Origin of the sequence: Desertivibrio insolitus (assembly GCF_017355965.1) — a bacterium.
In the GTDB taxonomy this organism is placed as follows: Bacteria; Actinomycetota; Actinomycetes; order Actinomycetales; family Microbacteriaceae; genus JAFIQW01.
The window spans coordinates 625,925-642,609 of record NZ_JAFIQW010000001.1 but is presented as its reverse complement, the minus strand read 5'-3'; the positions used below and the strand labels follow the sequence as shown (position 1 = coordinate 642,609).

At 71.7% G+C, this 16,685-nt stretch carries 17 protein-coding genes and 1 riboswitch; of the genes, 8 read left to right on the top strand and 9 right to left on the bottom strand.

The window, feature by feature from the left end; translation table 11 throughout:
* Positions 1–56: 56 nt before the first annotated feature.
* Both JUB10_RS03065 and JUB10_RS03060 read left to right on the top strand, forming a co-directional pair.
* Complete coding sequence (locus JUB10_RS03065; RefSeq protein WP_207454152.1) at positions 57–869, top strand: LLM class flavin-dependent oxidoreductase; 813 nt, start codon at positions 57–59, stop codon at positions 867–869.
* A 2-nt stretch (positions 870–871) separates the two neighbouring features.
* Positions 872–1,861, top strand: coding sequence for a hypothetical protein (locus tag JUB10_RS03060; RefSeq protein WP_207454150.1), 990 nt, complete (start codon positions 872–874; stop codon positions 1,859–1,861).
* On the opposite strand, the gene JUB10_RS03055 is transcribed toward JUB10_RS03060, so the two are convergent.
* The 3 genes from JUB10_RS03055 to JUB10_RS03045 are packed head-to-tail and all read right to left on the bottom strand — an operon-like array spanning position 1,807 to position 3,124.
* Positions 1,807–2,145: an MGMT family protein gene (locus JUB10_RS03055; protein WP_207454149.1), complete on the bottom strand. Its 339-nt coding sequence runs from the start codon at positions 2,143–2,145 to the stop codon at positions 1,807–1,809. The two genes, JUB10_RS03060 and JUB10_RS03055, sit on opposite strands and share 55 nt — an antisense overlap.
* Entirely contained in the window at positions 2,142–2,627 is a 486-nt protein-coding gene (locus JUB10_RS03050) for a GNAT family N-acetyltransferase (RefSeq protein WP_207454148.1), read from the bottom strand. Before JUB10_RS03050 ends, JUB10_RS03055 begins: the two co-directional genes overlap by 4 nt.
* Positions 2,628–2,671: 44 nt before the next feature.
* A complete protein-coding gene (locus JUB10_RS03045) occupies positions 2,672–3,124 on the bottom strand; it encodes a GNAT family N-acetyltransferase (RefSeq protein ID WP_207454146.1) in 453 nt (150 codons plus the stop codon).
* Between the two features lie 119 nt (positions 3,125–3,243).
* On the opposite strand from JUB10_RS03045, the gene JUB10_RS03040 reads away from it, so the two are divergent.
* Positions 3,244–4,458, top strand: a complete 1,215-nt coding sequence (locus tag JUB10_RS03040) for an NADP-dependent isocitrate dehydrogenase (protein WP_207454144.1) — start codon at positions 3,244–3,246, stop codon at positions 4,456–4,458.
* Positions 4,459–4,667: 209 nt separating this feature from the next.
* Here the strand turns inward: JUB10_RS03040 and JUB10_RS03035 are convergent, their stop codons facing one another.
* The 3 genes from JUB10_RS03035 to purU form a co-directional block, all read right to left on the bottom strand.
* Positions 4,668–5,108, bottom strand: a complete 441-nt coding sequence (locus tag JUB10_RS03035; protein ID WP_207454143.1) for an Hsp20/alpha crystallin family protein — start codon at positions 5,106–5,108, stop codon at positions 4,668–4,670.
* Between the two features lie 214 nt (positions 5,109–5,322).
* On the bottom strand, positions 5,323–5,667 hold the full coding sequence (locus JUB10_RS03030; protein WP_207454141.1) for a YrdB family protein: 345 nt from the start codon (positions 5,665–5,667) through the stop codon (positions 5,323–5,325).
* On the bottom strand, positions 5,664–6,530 hold the full coding sequence (purU, locus tag JUB10_RS03025) for a formyltetrahydrofolate deformylase (protein ID WP_207454139.1): 867 nt from the start codon (positions 6,528–6,530) through the stop codon (positions 5,664–5,666). Before purU ends, JUB10_RS03030 begins: the two co-directional genes overlap by 4 nt.
* 133 nt (positions 6,531–6,663) lie before the next feature.
* On the opposite strand from purU, the gene JUB10_RS03020 reads away from it, so the two are divergent.
* The 3 genes from JUB10_RS03020 to JUB10_RS03010 all read left to right on the top strand — a co-directional run bounded on the left by JUB10_RS03020 (position 6,664) and on the right by JUB10_RS03010 (position 10,149).
* Positions 6,664–7,860 (top strand): MFS transporter, encoded by a 1,197-nt coding sequence (locus JUB10_RS03020; protein ID WP_207454136.1) that lies wholly within the window; start codon positions 6,664–6,666, stop codon positions 7,858–7,860.
* 3 nt (positions 7,861–7,863) lie between these two features.
* A riboswitch (ZMP/ZTP riboswitch) is annotated at positions 7,864–7,947 on the top strand.
* Positions 7,948–7,978: 31 nt separating this feature from the next.
* On the top strand, positions 7,979–9,277 hold the full coding sequence (gene glyA, locus JUB10_RS03015; RefSeq protein ID WP_307859063.1) for a serine hydroxymethyltransferase: 1,299 nt from the start codon (positions 7,979–7,981) through the stop codon (positions 9,275–9,277).
* Positions 9,274–10,149, top strand: coding sequence for a bifunctional methylenetetrahydrofolate dehydrogenase/methenyltetrahydrofolate cyclohydrolase (locus JUB10_RS03010; protein ID WP_207454398.1), 876 nt, complete (start codon positions 9,274–9,276; stop codon positions 10,147–10,149). Before glyA ends, JUB10_RS03010 begins: the two co-directional genes overlap by 4 nt.
* A 416-nt stretch (positions 10,150–10,565) precedes the next feature.
* Here JUB10_RS03010 and galK read toward each other — a convergent pair whose 3' ends face one another.
* Entirely contained in the window at positions 10,566–11,726 is a 1,161-nt protein-coding gene (gene galK, locus JUB10_RS03005; protein WP_207454133.1) for a galactokinase, read from the bottom strand.
* Positions 11,723–12,823, bottom strand: coding sequence for a galactose-1-phosphate uridylyltransferase (galT, locus tag JUB10_RS03000; protein ID WP_207454131.1), 1,101 nt, complete (start codon positions 12,821–12,823; stop codon positions 11,723–11,725). Before galT ends, galK begins: the two co-directional genes overlap by 4 nt.
* 75 nt (positions 12,824–12,898) lie before the next feature.
* Between galT and JUB10_RS02995 the strand changes: the two genes are divergently transcribed.
* A complete protein-coding gene (locus tag JUB10_RS02995) occupies positions 12,899–13,813 on the top strand; it encodes an aldose 1-epimerase family protein (protein WP_207454129.1) in 915 nt (304 codons plus the stop codon).
* Entirely contained in the window at positions 13,810–15,132 is a 1,323-nt protein-coding gene (locus tag JUB10_RS02990; RefSeq protein WP_207454127.1) for a chromate transporter, read from the top strand. The genes JUB10_RS02995 and JUB10_RS02990 overlap by 4 nt, the downstream gene beginning before the upstream one ends.
* 34 nt (positions 15,133–15,166) lie before the next feature.
* Here JUB10_RS02990 and JUB10_RS02985 read toward each other — a convergent pair whose 3' ends face one another.
* Positions 15,167–16,555, bottom strand: coding sequence for an FAD-binding oxidoreductase (locus JUB10_RS02985; protein WP_207454125.1), 1,389 nt, complete (start codon positions 16,553–16,555; stop codon positions 15,167–15,169).
* Between the last annotated feature and the right edge of the window lie 130 nt (positions 16,556–16,685).

Sequence of the window (16,685 nt, the reverse complement as noted above, 5' to 3'; positions counted from 1 at the left end):
CCGCGCCGGCGCTCCGCGGCTGGCACCTTGTCAGTGATGCCTGAGACGATCGGGTCATGTCGCACGGAACGCCCCTGCTCGGTGCCATCGCCCGTCCGCAGCTGCCGCCCGAACGCATCCTCTCCGTCGGCCGCGCCGCCGAGGAGGCCGGCCTCGAGGAGCTGTGGGTCTGGGAGGACTCGTTCTACGAGGGCGGCATCGCCATGGCCGGCGCCCTGCTCGGCGCGACCCGGCGGCTGCGCGTCGGCATCGGCGTCATGCCCTTCCCGCTCCGCAACGTCGCCCTCGCGGCGATGGAGATCGCGGCGCTCGACCGCGCCTTCCCCGGTCGATTCGTTGCGGGGCTCGGGCACGGCGTGCAGGAGTGGATGCGGCAGGCGGGGGTGCGTCCGCGCTCGGTGCTGACGCTCGAGCGCGAATACGTCGCCGCGCTCCGCGTGCTGCTCGCCGGCGAGACAGTCACGGCGCACGGCGAGTACGTGCGACTCGACGGGGTGCGGCTCGAGTGGCCCCCGTCGACGACGCCCGCCCTGCACCTCGCGGCGACCGGGCCGCGCAGCCTCGAGACGAGCGGCGAGGTCGGCGACGGCACCATCCTCGTCTCGAGCACGACCCTCGACGACTTCGCCAGCGCCCGGGAGCTCGTCGCCCGCGGCCGGGAGGCGAGCGGTCGCGGGGGCGAGCACGTCTTCACGATCTTCCTGACCCCAGCCGGCCGCGACGCCGCAGCCACGGCGGAGCTGGTGCGGCGGTGGCACGCCGCCGGCGCGCAGCGGGTCGTGCTCGAGCCCCACGAGCACGAGGGCGACCCCGAGGGCTTCGTCCGCTTCGTCGCGGCGGACGTCGCGCCGCTGGTGCGGGGGAGCTGAGCGTGCACCTCACCCGCACCCCGACCGCGCTCACCGCCGACCGGCTGACGGCCGCGCCCCTGCACGGCCTGCCCGGTGCGGGCGCGCGGCTCGGCCTCGGCGGCCTGCTGGCCGAGCGCGGACACCGGATGCGACGGGCGCGCCGTCGCGGCACAGCCGTCACCCACGCCTTCCGCTGGCGCTGGCGCGACGTCTGGTCGCAGGTCTGGTGGCCGCAGGGCATCGCCATCGGCGAGCACGACGGGCGCCCGGTCGCCCTCGTCAGCTGGTTCGCCCAGAAGCGGGGCGGCGTCGAGAGGGGATCGCGGATCAGCGTCGTCGACCTCTCCGATCCCCGGCGCCCGCGCTACCGGCACGTGCTCCTCGTCGAGCCCGTGGTGCGGTCGGGGTCGGTCGCGCTCGAGCCGGTCGTCGTGCACGCGGGCGGGCTCGCCTGGGTGGGCGGTTCGCTGCTCGTCGCGGCGACCTTCGGCGGCATCCGCGAGTTCGTGCTCGACGACGTCGTGCCCGTGCCCGCTCCCGGCCTGTTCGGGCACCGCTACGTGCTGCCGCAGACGGCGAGGGCGACGCAGCCGGAGGAGGGTGAGCGGATGCGCTACTCCTTCCTCGCCTCCGTCGGGGAGGACGTCACCGCGGGCGAGTACCGCAAGGACGAGCGCGGTCGCCTCGTCCGGCTGGTGCCGCGTGAGGACGGGTTCGCGGTCGAGGGGGCGTTCGCGCCGGGCATTCGCGAGATGCAGGGGGCCGTGCTGCACGAGGGCCGCTGGCACGTCACCGCGAGCCGGGGCGACAAGCAGAACGGCGACCTCTGGACCGGGCCGGAAGGGGCACTCGAACGGATGCCGGGCGCCTTGCCGCCGGGACCGGAGGACATCGCCGTGTGGCCCGAGCGCGGGGAACTGTGGTCGGTGACCGAGTTCCCGTGGAAGCGGTGGCTCTACTCGGTGTCGCTGCCCGGCGACCAGCGGGCACGGGCGAAGTCGACCCGGTAGACGCCGTCGCGCGACCAGAGCAGGGGAGTGCCCTCGACCCGGTACTGCTCGAGCGCGCGCTGCTCGTGGTTCAGCGGAGGATGACCGCTCGCCCGCACGACGCGCCACCACGGCACCTCGCCCCCGGAGTACGCCATGGTCTGGCCGACCGCGCGGGCGGCCCGGCTGCCGAGGGCCGCGGCGACGTCACCGTAAGTCATCACGCGCCCGGGCGGGATCGTCTCGACGAGCGAGAGCACCCGCGCGCCGAAGTCCTCGTCGGACCGCGACGGCGTCTCGGTCACGGCCGGCGGCCCATGATGAGGTAGCTGCCGGTGCGGGCGAAGGACTGGAAACCGAGCGACTCGTAGAGCGTTCGGGCGGGGGTGGCGTCCTCGTGCGCGCTCAGCAGGTGGGTGGTGCCGGGCGGTGCCTGCTCCATGAGCGTCGTCACGACGCGGCGGCCGAGCCCCGAGCCGCGCGCCCACGGGGCGAGCGCGACCTCGGCCACCTCGCGGTGCCGGCCGAGGTTCCAGTGCTCCGCGGTGCCGGTGTCGACGAGACCGGTGACCATGTTGGTCCAGTACTGGCCGCGGGCGCCCGCGTAGCCGTACGCGAAGCCCGCGAACCGGCCGCCCTCGTCGCGCGCGACGACGAGCGTGTACTCGGGGTACGACGCGTGGCGGTACAGGGTGTCGCCGGTGAAGGCGCGGATCGACTCGGGCGTGCGCAGGTAGGGCGGCTCGACGAACGTCGCCGCGTAGAGCGCCGCGACCTCCGGAAGCATCCTGCCCGCGTCATCCGCCCGCAGGATCTCGACGGTGCTGTTGATCAGAGGGCCAGTGCTCCGATGCGCTCGCCGTACTCGGTCTCGCCGACGATCTCGAAGCCGACGCTGAGGAAGAAGGCCTCGGGGCCGTCCTCGCCCGGCTCCCAGATCGACGTGAGCCGGTCGAAGCCGCGGCGGCGGGCCTCCTTGGCGAGCTCCTCGATCGCGAAACGGCCGACACCGCGTCCCTGCGCGTCGGCGGCGACGTTGATTCGCCAGAGGGCGCTGCGGAATTCGGGCTTGTCGGAGTCCGGGTCGAAGTTGCCGCGGATGAAGCCCACGACCTCGTCGTCCTCGAGCACGACGCGACCCCAGGTGGTGGCGGGGTTGATCGCGGCGTCCGCGAGGGCGTAGGACGGGGGAACGACGAACTGCTCCTGACCGGGACGCAGAGTGAGACTGTTGGCCGCCACGATCGTCTTCGCGGAGAGGTCTTCGAGTCTGAGGTCCGACATGGACTCAGGCTAATGGGCTCGGCATCCGGGGGACAGCGGGATTTGTCTCGATGTCGAGATACCTGGAGCAGGGAGTAGGCTGACGACGGCCCAATTCCGGACACTTGAGGGAGTTTTCATTGGCGAAGATCAAGGTCGAGGGGACCGTCGTCGAGCTCGACGGCGACGAGATGACCCGGATCATCTGGCAGAAGATCAAGGACAGCCTGATCCACCCGTACCTCGACGTGAACCTCGAGTACTACGACCTCGGCATCGAGAACCGTGACGCGACCGACGACCAGGTCACGATCGACTCGGCGAACGCGATCAAGAAGCACGGCGTCGGCGTCAAGTGCGCGACGATCACGCCCGACGAGGCGCGCGTCGAGGAGTTCGGCCTCAAGAAGATGTGGCGCAGCCCGAACGGCACGATCCGCAACATCCTCGGCGGCGTGATCTTCCGCGAGCCGATCATCATCTCGAACGTGCCGCGCCTCGTGCCCGGCTGGACCAAGCCGATCATCGTCGGCCGTCACGCGTTCGGTGACCAGTACCGCGCGACCGACTTCGTCTTCGACCGCCCCGGCACGCTCACCGTGAGCTTCGTGCCGGAGGACGGCTCCGAGCCGATCGAGCACGAGGTTTTCAAGGCCCCCGGCCCCGGCGTCTCGCTGTCGATGTACAACCTCGACGACTCCATCCGCGACTTCGCCCGCGCGTCGCTGAACTACGGCCTGTCGCGCAACTACCCGGTCTACCTCTCGACCAAGAACACGATCCTCAAGGCGTACGACGGCCGCTTCAAGGACCTGTTCCAGGAGGTGTTCGAGGCCGAGTTCAAGGACCGGTTCGACTCCGCCGGCCTCACCTACGAGCACCGCCTGATCGACGACATGGTCGCGGCGAGCCTCAAGTGGGAGGGCGGCTACGTCTGGGCCGCGAAGAACTACGACGGCGACGTCCAGAGCGACACCGTCGCCCAGGGCTTCGGCTCGCTCGGCCTCATGACCAGCGTGCTCACCACCCCGGACGGCCGTACGGTCGAGGCCGAGGCGGCCCACGGCACTGTGACGCGGCACTACCGCCAGCACCAGCAGGGCAAGCCGACGTCGACGAACCCGATCGCGTCGATCTACGCCTGGACCCGGGGCCTCGCGCACCGCGGCAAGCTCGACAACAACCAGGAGCTGATCGGCTTCAGCGAGACGCTCGAGGACGTCATCATCAAGACGGTCGAGGCCGGCGCGATGACGAAGGACCTCGCGCTGCTCGTCGGCCCCGAGCAGGCCTGGCAGACGACCGAGGAGTTCCTCGGCACGCTCGACGAGAACCTCAAGGCCCGCCTGGCCTGATCCACGGGTTCGAAGGACCCCGTCTCCGCTCGGAGGCGGGGTCCTTTCGGTTTTTGTGGCAACGCCGGTGGCGCTAACGCGGAGTGCCGCGAGAAGCCGCACTGGCAGGGGCTCTGAGAACGGCGCTGACAGCGGCTCTGAGTACGGCTCCGAGAACAGACGAAGGGCCGGAGCGATGCTCCGGCCCTTCTGCGTGAGTGAGGCTGACGCTAGCCCTGCGTGACCTCGCGCTGCTCCTGGCTGTGCGCGGGGGTGCTCGTCGTGACCTCGATCTTGCGCGGCTTGGCCCGCTCGGCGACCGGGATCGTGACGCTCAGCACGCCGTTCTCATACGTGGCCGAGATGCGGCTGGAGTCGATGCCCTCACCGAGGGTCAGCTGGCGCAGGAACGAGCCGGTGGGACGCTCGTGGGCGAGCCACTTGACGCCCTCCTGGCTGCGCGGGGTGCGCTCGGCACGGATCGTCAGCAGCTGACCGTCGACGTCGACGTCGACGGAGCCCGGGTCGATCCCCGGCAGGTCGGCGTTGAGCACGTAGTGGTCTCCGTCGCGGAACAGGTCCATCGGCATGAGGCGCGGGCCCTGAGCCTGGTCGAGCAGCGACGAGGCGACGCGGTCGAGCTCACGGAACGGGTCGAAGTACATGTCCATTCACTCCTTCGGTCTGTGGTTGCTGTTGGTCTCGAGAGTCGTGCCTTGCGGCTCCGACCGGTACCGATTTTAGCACTCTGCGTAGGAGAGTGCCAAGAGTCAACCGCGCGCTAATTGCTGATGAGAGGTGCTTCGGCCGCAGATCCGCGGGTCAGATTCCCGCCGGGCGTGATGGTGCCGGGCGCCCGATTCCAAGGCTGCCTCAGGGCTCGGCTCAGGCGATCTCGCGCCGGATGCCCACGAACCGGACGACGGCCGCGACGATGCCGAAGACGACCGCGGCGATCGGCAGCCCGAGTGTCGCGAGCATGACCGCGGTCGAGCCGAAGACGGCCGCCTCGATCAGCACCTTGCCGATGGGGTCGAGCGGGAAGCGGGCCTTCGGCGAGCGGAACAGCCCCCAGACCGTCGCCGCGAAGAGCGGCGTCGCGATGCCGAGCAGCACGTTGACGGGGAAGGGCCACGAGGCGAACCCCCACCAGGCCATCACGACGAGGGCCACGACCTCGAGCACGAACGTGACGACGTCGATCGCGGTGAGGCGGCGCTCGTCGCTCATCGGAAGATGATCGTCCTCGCGCCGTCGAGGAGCACGCGGTGCTCCGAGAACCACTTCACGGCCTGCGTCAGCGTGCGCGACTCCTCGTCCTGACCGATCGACACGAGCGCGGCGGGAGAGTGGGTGTGGTCGACGCGCACGATGTTCTGCTCGATGATCGGCCCCTCGTCGAGGTCGCTCGTCACGAAGTGGGCGGTCGCGCCGATGATCTTCACGCCGCGGGCGTGCGCCTGCCGGTAGGGGTTCGCACCCTTGAAGCCCGGCAGGAAGGAGTGGTGGATGTTGATCGCCCGGCCGGCGAGCGCGTCGCACAGCTCGGGCGAGAGGATCTGCATGTAGCGGGCGAGCACCACGAGCTCGATGCCGTGCTCCTCGACGGCCTCGAGGATGCGCCGCTCGAACGCTGCCTTGTCCTCGGGCGACACGATCGGACGGTGCTCGAACGGCACGCCGTAGAACGACGCGAGCTCGCCGAGGTCGGCGTGGTTGCTCATGACGAGCGGGATGTCGACCGAGAGCGAGCCGCCGCGCTGGCGGAACAGCAGGTCGTTGAGACAGTGCCCCGCCTTCGAGACGAGCACGAGGGTGCGCAGGGGCCGGCCGACCACGTCGAGCGCGATCTGGGCGCCGTAGCGCTCGGCGACGGGAGCGAGAGCAGCCTCGAACTCCTCCCGGGAGGCGGATGACTCGACCTGCAGGCGCATGAAGAAGCGGCCCGTGTCGGCGCTGGAGAACTGCTGCGACTCGGTGATGTTTCCCCGCGCCTCGACGATCGCCCCGCTGACGGCGTGCACGATGCCGGGCTGATCGGGGCAGACGAGGGTCAGCACCCAGTGGGTCGGGTCGACGACGGGGGAGGTCACCGCACAACTTTATGGTGACCCTGTGGTCACGGACGCATCTGGACTACTCTCGAAGAGACCTCACGTTCCTGAGGGTCCAGCGGCGGCTTCACGCATCGACACATCTCCGGGAGATCCTCTTTTGGCTGCCCCCGTGACCAAGGCGTTCCCCTGGGTCCCTCTGCTCACGCTCACCGCCACCAGCTTCGTCGCGGTCACGAGCGAATTCCTCCCCACCGGGCTGCTCCCCGACATGGCCGAGGGCCTCGGCGTCTCCGAGTCGCGCGTCGGCTTCCTCGTCACGCTCTTCGCCGCGACGGTCGTCATCACGACGGCCCCGCTCACGGCGGTGACGCGCAACGTGTCGCGCAAGGCGCTGCTCGTGACGGTGCTGCTCGTCTTCGTGGCCGCGAACGCGCTCGCCGCGGTCGCGCCGACGTACGAGGTGCTCGCCGGCGCCCGCATCCTGGGCGGTGCCGCGCACGGTCTCTTCTGGGCGGTGATCGGCCCGTACACGGCGCTGCTCGTCGACCGGAGCCAGCTCGCGAAGGGCGTCGCCGTCACCAACTTCGGCGGCACGGCGGCGTTCGTGCTCGGCATCCCGGCGGGCACGGCGCTCGGTCACGCGCTCGACTGGCGGCTGGCGTTCCTCGTCATCGCGGGCATCGTGCTCGCGCTGACCGCCGTGGTCGCGCTCACGCTGCCGCACGTCGAGCACCGCGAGCAGCTCGCGACCGGCGAGATCCCGCTGCCGATCAAGCACGACCGCTCCGTGCCGATCGTCATCGTGGCCTGTCTCACCGTGCTGCTGTTCATGACGGGGCAGAACATCTACTCGACCTACATCGTGCCGTGGCTGCTCGACGTACCGGGCTTCCCGGAGACGTCGATCAGCGGACTGCTGCTCATGCAGGGCATCGCGGGCGCCGTCGGCCTCTTCATCGCGGGCTACTTCGGCGACCGCTATCCGCGAGCGACGCTGCCGGTCGCGATGGCGGGCGTGCTCGTCAGCATCGTCGGGCTCGGCCTGCTCGGCGGCGTGCAGCCGGTCGTCATCGGCGGTCTGCTGCTGTGGACGCTGGCCTTCGGCGGCATCCCGGCCCTCATGCACGCCCGCGTGCTGTCGTCGGCGTCGCCGCGCATCCGCGACCAGGCGGCCGCGTTCCTCACCGTCGCCTTCAACGTCGGTATCGGCGGTGGCGCCCTCATCGGCGGCATCGTGATCGACGGCTGGGGCGTGCCCGCGCTGCCCTGGGTGCACGTCGCCCTGTGGGTGACCGCACTCGCCTTCGTGCTCGTCACGACGTTCGCGCCCGCCCGCGCGCCCCGCGAGGTCGCCGCCGTTCGCTAGGATGGCGGGCGTCGCGACTGGCGTTCGGATGGGTCACCATCGGGAAGCGACTGACACGGTTGGTGGCCGCGCGCCTGGGCCACGACGGAACACACTGTCCGCAGCTGAGGAGTCATCCGTGTCCGAATCACGCCTTCCATCGACCTTCACGTCCCCGCTCGCCGAGGTCGACCCCGAGATCGCCCGCGTGCTCGAGCAGGAGCTCGGCCGCCAGCGCGACTACCTCGAGATGATCGCGAGCGAGAACTTCGTCCCGCGCGCCATCCTCGAGGCGCAGGGCTCGGTGCTCACCAACAAGTACGCCGAGGGCTACCCCGGCAAGCGCTACTACGGCGGCTGCGAGTACGTCGACGTCGCCGAGCAGCTCGCGATCGACCGTGCGAAGGCGCTCTTCGGTGCGCAGTTCGCCAACGTGCAGCCGCACTCCGGGGCATCCGCCAACGCCGCCGTGCTGTCGGCGCTGATCAAGCCGGGCGAGACCATGCTCGGCCTCGAGCTCGCCCACGGCGGTCACCTGACCCACGGCATGAAGCTCAACTTCTCGGGCAAGCTCTACAACGCCACCTCCTACGGCGTGAACCCCGACACCTACCTCATCGACATGGACACGGTGCGCGAGCGCGCCCTCGCCGAGCGCCCGCAGGTGATCGTCGCGGGCTGGTCGGCCTATCCGCGCCAGCTCGACTTCGCCGCGTTCCGCGCGATCGCCGACGAGGTCGGCGCGAAGTTCTGGGTCGACATGGCTCACTTCTCAGGTCTCGTCGCCGCAGGTCTGCACCCCTCGCCGGTGCCGCACGCCGACGTCGTCTCGTCGACCGCGCACAAGACCCTCGCCGGTCCGCGCTCGGGCTTCATCCTCGGCACCGAGGAGGTCGGCAAGGCGCTCAACTCCAACGTCTTCCCCGGCCAGCAGGGCGGCCCGCTCATGCACGTCATCGCGGCGAAGGCCACGGCGTTCAAGCTCGCGGCCGAGCCGGAGTTCAAGGACCGCCAGGAGCGCACCCTCCGCGGCGCGAAGATCCTCGCCGAGCGTCTGATGGAGAAGGACGCGACGGATGCCGGCGTCTCCGTGCTCACGGGCGGCACCGACGTGCACCTCGTGCTCGTCGACCTCCGCAACAGCCCGATCGACGGCCAGCAGGCCGAGGACGCGCTGCACGAGGTCGGCATCACCGTCAACCGCAACTCCGTGCCGTTCGACCCGCGTCCGCCGCGCGTCACCTCCGGCCTCCGCATCGGCACCCCCGCGCTCGCCACGCGCGGCTTCGGCGACGAGGAGTTCACCGAGGTGGCGGATGTCATCGCGCAGGCCCTCAAGCCGGGCGCCGACATCGAGTCGCTGCGCGCCCGCGTGCAGAAGCTCACCGACGACTTCCCGCTCTACCCGGGTCTCGGCGCGAACGGGGCGTGGGCCTGATGGCCGTCGTCCTCGACGGCAAGGCGACCGCGTCCGCGATCAAGCAGGAGCTCGCGGTGCGCGTCGCGGCGCTGCGCGAGCGCGGCATCGTGCCCGGGCTCGGCACACTGCTCGTCGGTGAGGACCCGGCGTCGCAGTCGTACGTCGCCGGCAAGCACCGTGACTGCGCGGAGGTCGGCATCGAGTCGATCCGCGCCGAGCTGCCCGCCACCGCGTCGGCCGCCGACATCCGCGGTGCGATTGCCGAGCTGAACGCCGACCCGCGGGTCACCGGCTACATCGTGCAGCTGCCGCTGCCCGCCGGCATCAACGAGAACGAGATGCTCGAGCTCATCGACCCCTCGAAGGACGCCGATGGGCTGCACCCCACGAACCTTGGCCGCCTCGTGCTCGGCGTGGGCGGGGAACTGACCTCTCCGCTGCCGTGCACCCCCGCCGGCATCGTGGAGCTGCTGCAGCGCTACGAGGTGCCGATCGCCGGCAAGCACGTCACGGTCGTCGGCCGCGGCCTCACCGTGGGGCGTCCGCTCGGGCTGCTGCTCACGCGCAAGGGCCTCGACGCGACCGTCACGCTCGCGCACTCGCGCACAGTCGACCTCGAGGCGGAGGTCCGCCGCGCGGACATCGTCATCGCCGCGGTCGGCGTTCCGGGGCTCGTGCGCGCCTCGTGGATCAAGGACGGCGCGGCCGTGCTCGACGTGGGCATCAGCCGCATCGAGGACCGCGCGACCGGCAAGGCCCGCCTCGTCGGCGACGTCGACCCCGAGGCATCCACGGTCGCGGGACACCTCTCGCCCGTGCCCGGGGGAGTGGGCCCGATGACCCGCGCGATGCTGCTCGCCAACGTCGTGCAGGCGGCGGAGCGGCTGTAGCGCCTCCTCGCCCCCGCACTCGACCCGCGACCCCGTCACCACCAGGTGGCGGGGTCGCCGTCTTGTGGCGGGGTCGCAGTCTTGTGGCGGGGTCGCAGTCTGGTGGCGGGTGTCGGCCCCACCCGGCGGTCGAGTAGCGGCGCATCGCGTCGCGTATCGAGACCCGGTGCCTATCGGGGACCCAAGACGCACCCGATCGCGCGACACGCACGCGATCGCCAGCGTGTTCCGCGATCGGATGCCGCAGCGCCGTCTACCCCCGCATCGAACCCGCAGCCCCGCCACCAACAGTTGGCGGGCGCGCCGTTCGACGGCGGGGTCGCGCGCGGCGGTCGAGCGGTGCCGCGCGGCGCGACGATCAAGAGACCGCCCGATCCCAACGTCCGAGCAAGCCCAGCCCGGGCCCCTGCCCCGCCTCAGCGGTCCCGGCGCGCGCCTTCCGCCGCGTTCACCACGAAGATCGCGGGCACCGCGTACTCCTTCGCGGCGAACGCGTCGACGACCGCGGTCGTGAGGTCCGCGACGAGTTCCGCCGGGGTCAGCGCGATCGCCGCACCGCCGAAGCCGCCGCCGGTCATACGCGCGCCGATCGCGCCGTTCGCCTGAGCGGTCTCGACCGCGAGGTCGAGCTCGGGCACCGAGATCTCGAAGTCGTCGCGCATCGAGACGTGCGAGGCATCCAGCAACGCGCCGATCGCCCGCGGCCCCTGCTCGCGCAGGGTGCGCACGGTGTCGAGCACGCGCTGGTTCTCCGTCACGACGTGGCGCACGCGGCGGAAGGTCTCGTCGTCGAGGATCTGCTGCGCCCGGTCGAGGTCGTCGACCGAGAGGTAGCGCAGCGACGGCACCTCGAACGCGGCGGCGCCGCGCTCGCAGCTCGCCCGGCGCGACGCGTAGCCGCCCGTCGAGTGCTCGTGCTTGACGTTGGTGTCGATGATCACGAGTTCGAGCCCCGCCTCGCGGAACCCGAGCGGCACGACCTCGGCGTCGAGGCTGCGGCAGTCGAGGAACACCGCCGCGTCCTCGCGGCCGAGCAGCGACGCGGACTGGTCCATGATGCCGGTGGGTGCGCCGACGGCCTCGTTCTCGGCCTTCTGGCCGACCTTGGCGAGGGTCTCGCGGCTGAGTCCGAGCTCCCACACCTCGTCGAGCGCGAGGGCGACGGAGCTCTCGATGGCGGCGGATGACGACAGGCCCGCGCCGACGGGCACGTCCGAGTCGATGTAGATGTCGGCGCCCGGCGCGCTCGCGAGGTCGGCGCCGTACGCCGACAGCGCCCACGCGACGCCGAGCGGGTAGGCCGACCAGCCGGAGACGGCGTCGGCGGTCAGCGAGCGCAGGTCGATCTCGGCGACCTCGTCGGTGAAGCTCGACGCCACCCGCAGCAGCGAGTCGTCGCGCTGCGCGAGCGCCGCGACGGTGCGGCGATCGATCGCGAACGGCAGCACGAAGCCCTCGTTGTAGTCGGTGTGCTCACCGATCAGGTTGACGCGCCCCGGCGCCGACCAGACGCCCTCGGGCGCCGAACCGAACGCGGAGACGAACCCCTCGGTCGCCCGCTCGATCCCGTCGCTCATCGCACTCCCTCCACGGCCTCGCGGATCAGGGCCGCGGATGCCTCGGGCACAAGGTCCCCGATCCAGGCTCCCATGGCGGCCTCCGAGCCGGCGAGGTACTTCAGCTTGGTCTCCGCGCGCCGCGGAGAGGTGACCTGCAGCATCAGCCGCACGTCGTCGCGGCCCTCGGTGACGGGGGCCTGGTGCCACGCCGCGATGTACGGCGTCGGCGTCGGGTAGAGCCGGTCGATGCCGCGCAGCAGGCGCAGGTACAGCTCGGCGAGCTCCGCGCGCTCTTCGGCTTTCGTCGCCGCGAAGTCGGGCACGTGGCGGTGCGGCAGCATGTGCACCTCGATGGGCCAGCGCGCGGCGAACGGCACGAACGCGGTCCAGTGCTCGCCCTGCAGCACGACGCGCTCGGACGCGCGCTCGCGCTCGAGCAGCCGCTCGAAGAGGTCGGGTCCGACCTCGCGGATCGACTCGAGCAGCCTCCGGGTGCGGGGCGTGATGTAGGGGTAGGCGTAGATCTGCCCGTGGGGATGGTGCAGGGTGACGCCGATCGCCTCGCCGCGGTTCTCGAACGGGAAGACCTGCTGGATGCCGGGCAGCGCGGAGAGCTCGGCGGTGCGGTCGGCCCACGCCTCGATCACGGTGCGGGCCCGGGAGGTCGACAGCGACCCGAACGAGCCCTCGTGCTGCGGGCTGAAGCAGACGACCTCGGTGCGGCCGTACGACGGCGCGGTGCGCTCGAAGCCGACGCTCGCGAGGTAGGCGGGGTCGATGTCGCCGAGGTCGGGCCCGAACGACGGCGAGCGGTTCTCGAAGACGGCGACGTCGTAGAGATCGGGGATTTCCGACGGGTTGGTCTCGGTCTGGGGCGCGAGCGGGTCGAACTCCGCGGGCGGCAGGAAGGCACGATTCTGCCGGGCGCTCGCGATCGAGATCCAGTCGCCCGTCAGCACGTCCTGCCGCATGGTCGCAGTGGCGGGGCGCGGGTCGAGGGTGCGGGCGTCGACCCGCCGCTCGGCGCCGAGCTGGGTGTCGGCGTCGTCGTAATAGATGAGCTCTCGGCCGTCGGCGAGGCGGGTGGCGAGCTTGCGCACCCCGTTCGTGGTCATGCGGCAAGCGTAGCGAAACGAAAGCAAACGCAAGCACCGGTTCTGTGCGGATGACTCGGGCCCTAAGGTCGAAGGGTGACGGCACTCACCGGCGAACAGTTCGAACTCACTCGCGGCAACGTCCGCGCGATCGTGTCCCAGGTCGGTGCGGCTCTCCGCACCCTCCAGGTCGGCGGCGTGGACGTGATCGAGCCGCATCCCGAGACGTCGACGCCGCCCTTCGGCAACGGCACGGTGCTCGTGCCCTGGCCGAACCGCGTGCGCGACGGCAAGTGGCAGCTCGACGGGATCGACCAGCAGCTCGTGCTCACCGAGCCGGCGCGCCTCAACGCCCTGCACGGGCTGCTGACCTACGCGCCCTACACGCAGGTCGAGCGCACCGAGTCATCCGTCACCCTCGCCGCGACGATCTACCCGCAGGCCGGCTGGCCGTTCCTGCTCGACACGACCGTCACGTACGAGCTGACGGACGACGGCATCCGCGTCACCCACGGCGCGAGCAACCCCGGCGACGTCGAGGCCCCCTTCGCGGTCGGCACCCACCCGTTCTTCCGCATCGGCGACGTGCGCACCGAGGACCTCACGCTCACGGTGCTCGCCGACTCGGTCATCGAAGTCGACGAGCGGCTCAACCCGACCGGCGAGGTGCCTCCGGTCGACGGCACGAAGTACGACCTGCGCGAGGGCAGGCGGCTCGGGGGCGTCATCCTCGACACCGCCTTCGCCGACGTGCACGCCGAGGACGGCGCGACCGCCTGGCTCGAGGCCCCCGACGGCCGTCGCGTGTCGCTGCTGCAGGACCCAACCGAGTGGCCGTGGATGCAGGTGTTCACGACGCGCCTCTGGCCCCGCCACGACGGCCGCGGCCTCGCCGTCGCGATCGAGCCGATGACCGCGCCGCCGAACGCGCTCGTCAGCGGCCTCGGTCTGCGCTGGCTCCGCACCGGCGACTCGTGGTCGGGCTCGTGGGGAGTGCGGTACTCCGCTTGACCGAGGGCGCGGATGCCACGGGTCCGCGCCACCGCCACCTGCCGAGCATGCTCAAGGTCGGCGTCATCGGCTTCGGCGGCGGCAGCGCGCTGATCCCCGTGCTCGAGCGCGAGCTCGTCGGCCGTCGCGGCGGCCTCGACGAGCGCACGTTCACGCAGGACACGGTCATCGCGAACATCACGCCCGGCGCCCTGCCGACCAAGCTCGCGGCGCTCTCCGGGGTGCAGGTCGGCGGTCCGGTCACGGCCGTGCTCGGCGCGATCCTCGTGAGCCTGCCGGGTGCCGCGCTCACCGTCGCGCTGCTCGCGTTCTTCGCGGCGCTCGGGCCGACCGGCATCCGCACGATCGAGTACGCCTCGATCGGCATCACGGCGTTCATCCTCGTGCTGCTCTACCGCTACGTCGCCAAGGTGCTGCGCGGCCGAGGGGTCGCATACGCGCTGATCGCGCTCGCCGCGTTCGCGCTGACGGGCACGGAGAAGGTGCTCCTGCTGGTCACGGATGTCACCGGGCGGCGCCTTGCCGACGTGCCGGAACTCTCGGCGCTGCAGCTCGTCGTGCTCGCGATCGCGGTGATCGCGGTCGTCTCCGCCGTGCAACGGCTGCGCCGCGGGCCGGGGGAGCGCGAAGAGGGGCGGCCGTCCGACCCGCGACGCGCGCTCGTCGGCGCGGGACTCGCCGCGGCGCTCGTCGTCGTCGCGATCGGCGGGGCGTTCCTGCTCGGCGCGGAACCGGGCGCGCTGCTCGGGCTCGTCGGGTTCTCGACGCTGTCGTCGTTCGGCGGCGGCGAGGCCTACACGGGCGTCGCGGACGGCTTCTTCGTCAGCGGCGGCCTCGTCGAGCAGAGCGTGTTCTACGGGCAGATCGTGCCGGTGTCGAACGCGCTGCCGGGCCCGACGCTCGTGAAGCTCGCCTCCGCGGTGTCGTACGCGGTCGGCTCGGATGTCGGCGGCGCGGCGCTCGGAATCGCGCTCGCGGCGGCCGCGTTCCTCACGACGACGGGCGTGTGCTGCGTCGTCGCGCTGGGGGCGCTCGCCGGCTACGACCGCGCGCGCAACTCGCTCTTCGTGCGCAACCTCGGCGACTACATCCTCCCGGTCATCTGCGGGCTGCTCGCCTCGGTGGCGGTCTCGATCGTGCACTCGGGACTGCGCATCGCCGGGGAGGCGGGCGTGCCGGGGCCTCTCGCGATCGTGGGGGTGCTCGCACTCGCGCTCCTCGCGGCCCTCGTGCACCGCACGGGCCGGCTGCCCGACATCGCGATCATCCTCGCCGGGGGAGCCCTCAGCCTCGCGGTGCTGCTCGCGCTGCAGGGGTGACCGTGCGGCCACCCCTGCAGCGTCGAGCCGCGCTTCAGGCGGCGGGGATCAGGTGGTTCGCGACGAACACCTCCCGCGGGTCCCACTCGGCACGCACGCGCCGCAGCCGGTCCCACGACTGCTCGTCGAATCCGTTGCGCGGGTCGAGCTCCTCGTCGGCGAAGTTGAGGTAGCACCCACCCGCGGCCCACGGCGCCATCGCGAGCACGATCGCCGCGGCATCCGCCTCCGCGGCGGCCGCCATCTCGGGCGTCACCCCCATGCCCATGAAGAAGCCCGCGTACTGCCCGCGGAGCGACCCGAGCGCGCCGGCGCTCTCGCTGCGCCGGGCGAGCGCGCCGCCCAGTTGCCGCAGTTCCGCGAACACGAGCGACGACCGGGCGCCCGGCCCCACGAGCGAGAGCAGGGTGCGCTGCGCCTCGGCATCGAGCTCGCCGAGGGTCAGCGAGTTGCCGATCGCGGCGCTGGGCTCCTCCGGGTCCATGTGCAGCCGGGTGATCGCCGCGGCTGGCATGCCGCCGAAGGTGTCGATCTCCGGGTCGAGGGCCCGCAGCCGGGCGAACTGCTCCGCGCCGAACGCGTCGTCGCCGAGGGCCGCGCCGTCGAGCACGACGAGTTCCCGGCCGCGCAGGAAGTCGGGCAGGAAGGGCAGCGGCGGGATCCGCATGAAGCGCAGCGACGTCGTGACCTCCTCCGGCGCGGCGCGCGTCCAGTCGACCCACTCGCGCAGCACGTTCTCGGCCCGGGTCAGCGGCCAGAGCATGATGCCCGCGTAGGCGTCGGGGATCTCGAAGAGGCGCAGTTCGAGCGCGGTGACGACGCCGAAGTTACCGCCCCCGCCGCGCAGCGCCCAGAACAGGTCGGGGTTGCTCTCGGCATCCGCCCGCACCTCGCGCCCGTCGGCGGTGACGAGTTCGACGGCGAGGATGCTGTCGGCGGCGAGCCCGTGCTTGCGGGCGTACCAGCCGATGCCACCGCCGAGGGAGTAGCCGGCGACGCCGACGTCGGGGGAGGAGCCGTGCAGCGCGGTGAGTCCGTGCGGTGCCGCGGCGCTCACCACCTGGTCCCACATCGCGCCGCTGCCGACGCGGGCGACCCGGCGCTCGGGGTTGATGGCGACGTCGGTGAGCGCGGTCGTGCGCAGCAGCACGGCGTCGGTGAGGTCCCGGCGGGCGAGGGGAGTGGCGCCGTGCCCGGTGCCCTGCGGTGCGATCCGCAGTCCGGCCTCGACGGCGGCGCGGACGATCGCCGCGACGTCGTCCGGTGTGCGCGGGACGGCGACGGCGGCGGGCTGCTGCAGGGCGGAGAGGTCCCAGGGTGAGTTGGCCTCGTCGAAGCCGGCGTCGCCCGGCAGCAAAACGAGATCGGAGAAGCGTTGCTTGAGCGCGCCGGGCCCGGCGGCGAGGGGAGTGTCGAGTGTCATGGCGATCCTTCGTTTCGGGTTGCGCCGGCCGCGAGGAGGCCGGCCTCGGGGTTCTGGGGAGGACTTTGCCGCGTACCGCGGACTTCGCAACATCCCCTTGCGCTCGACACATTCAGTAGTGCGCCGCGTC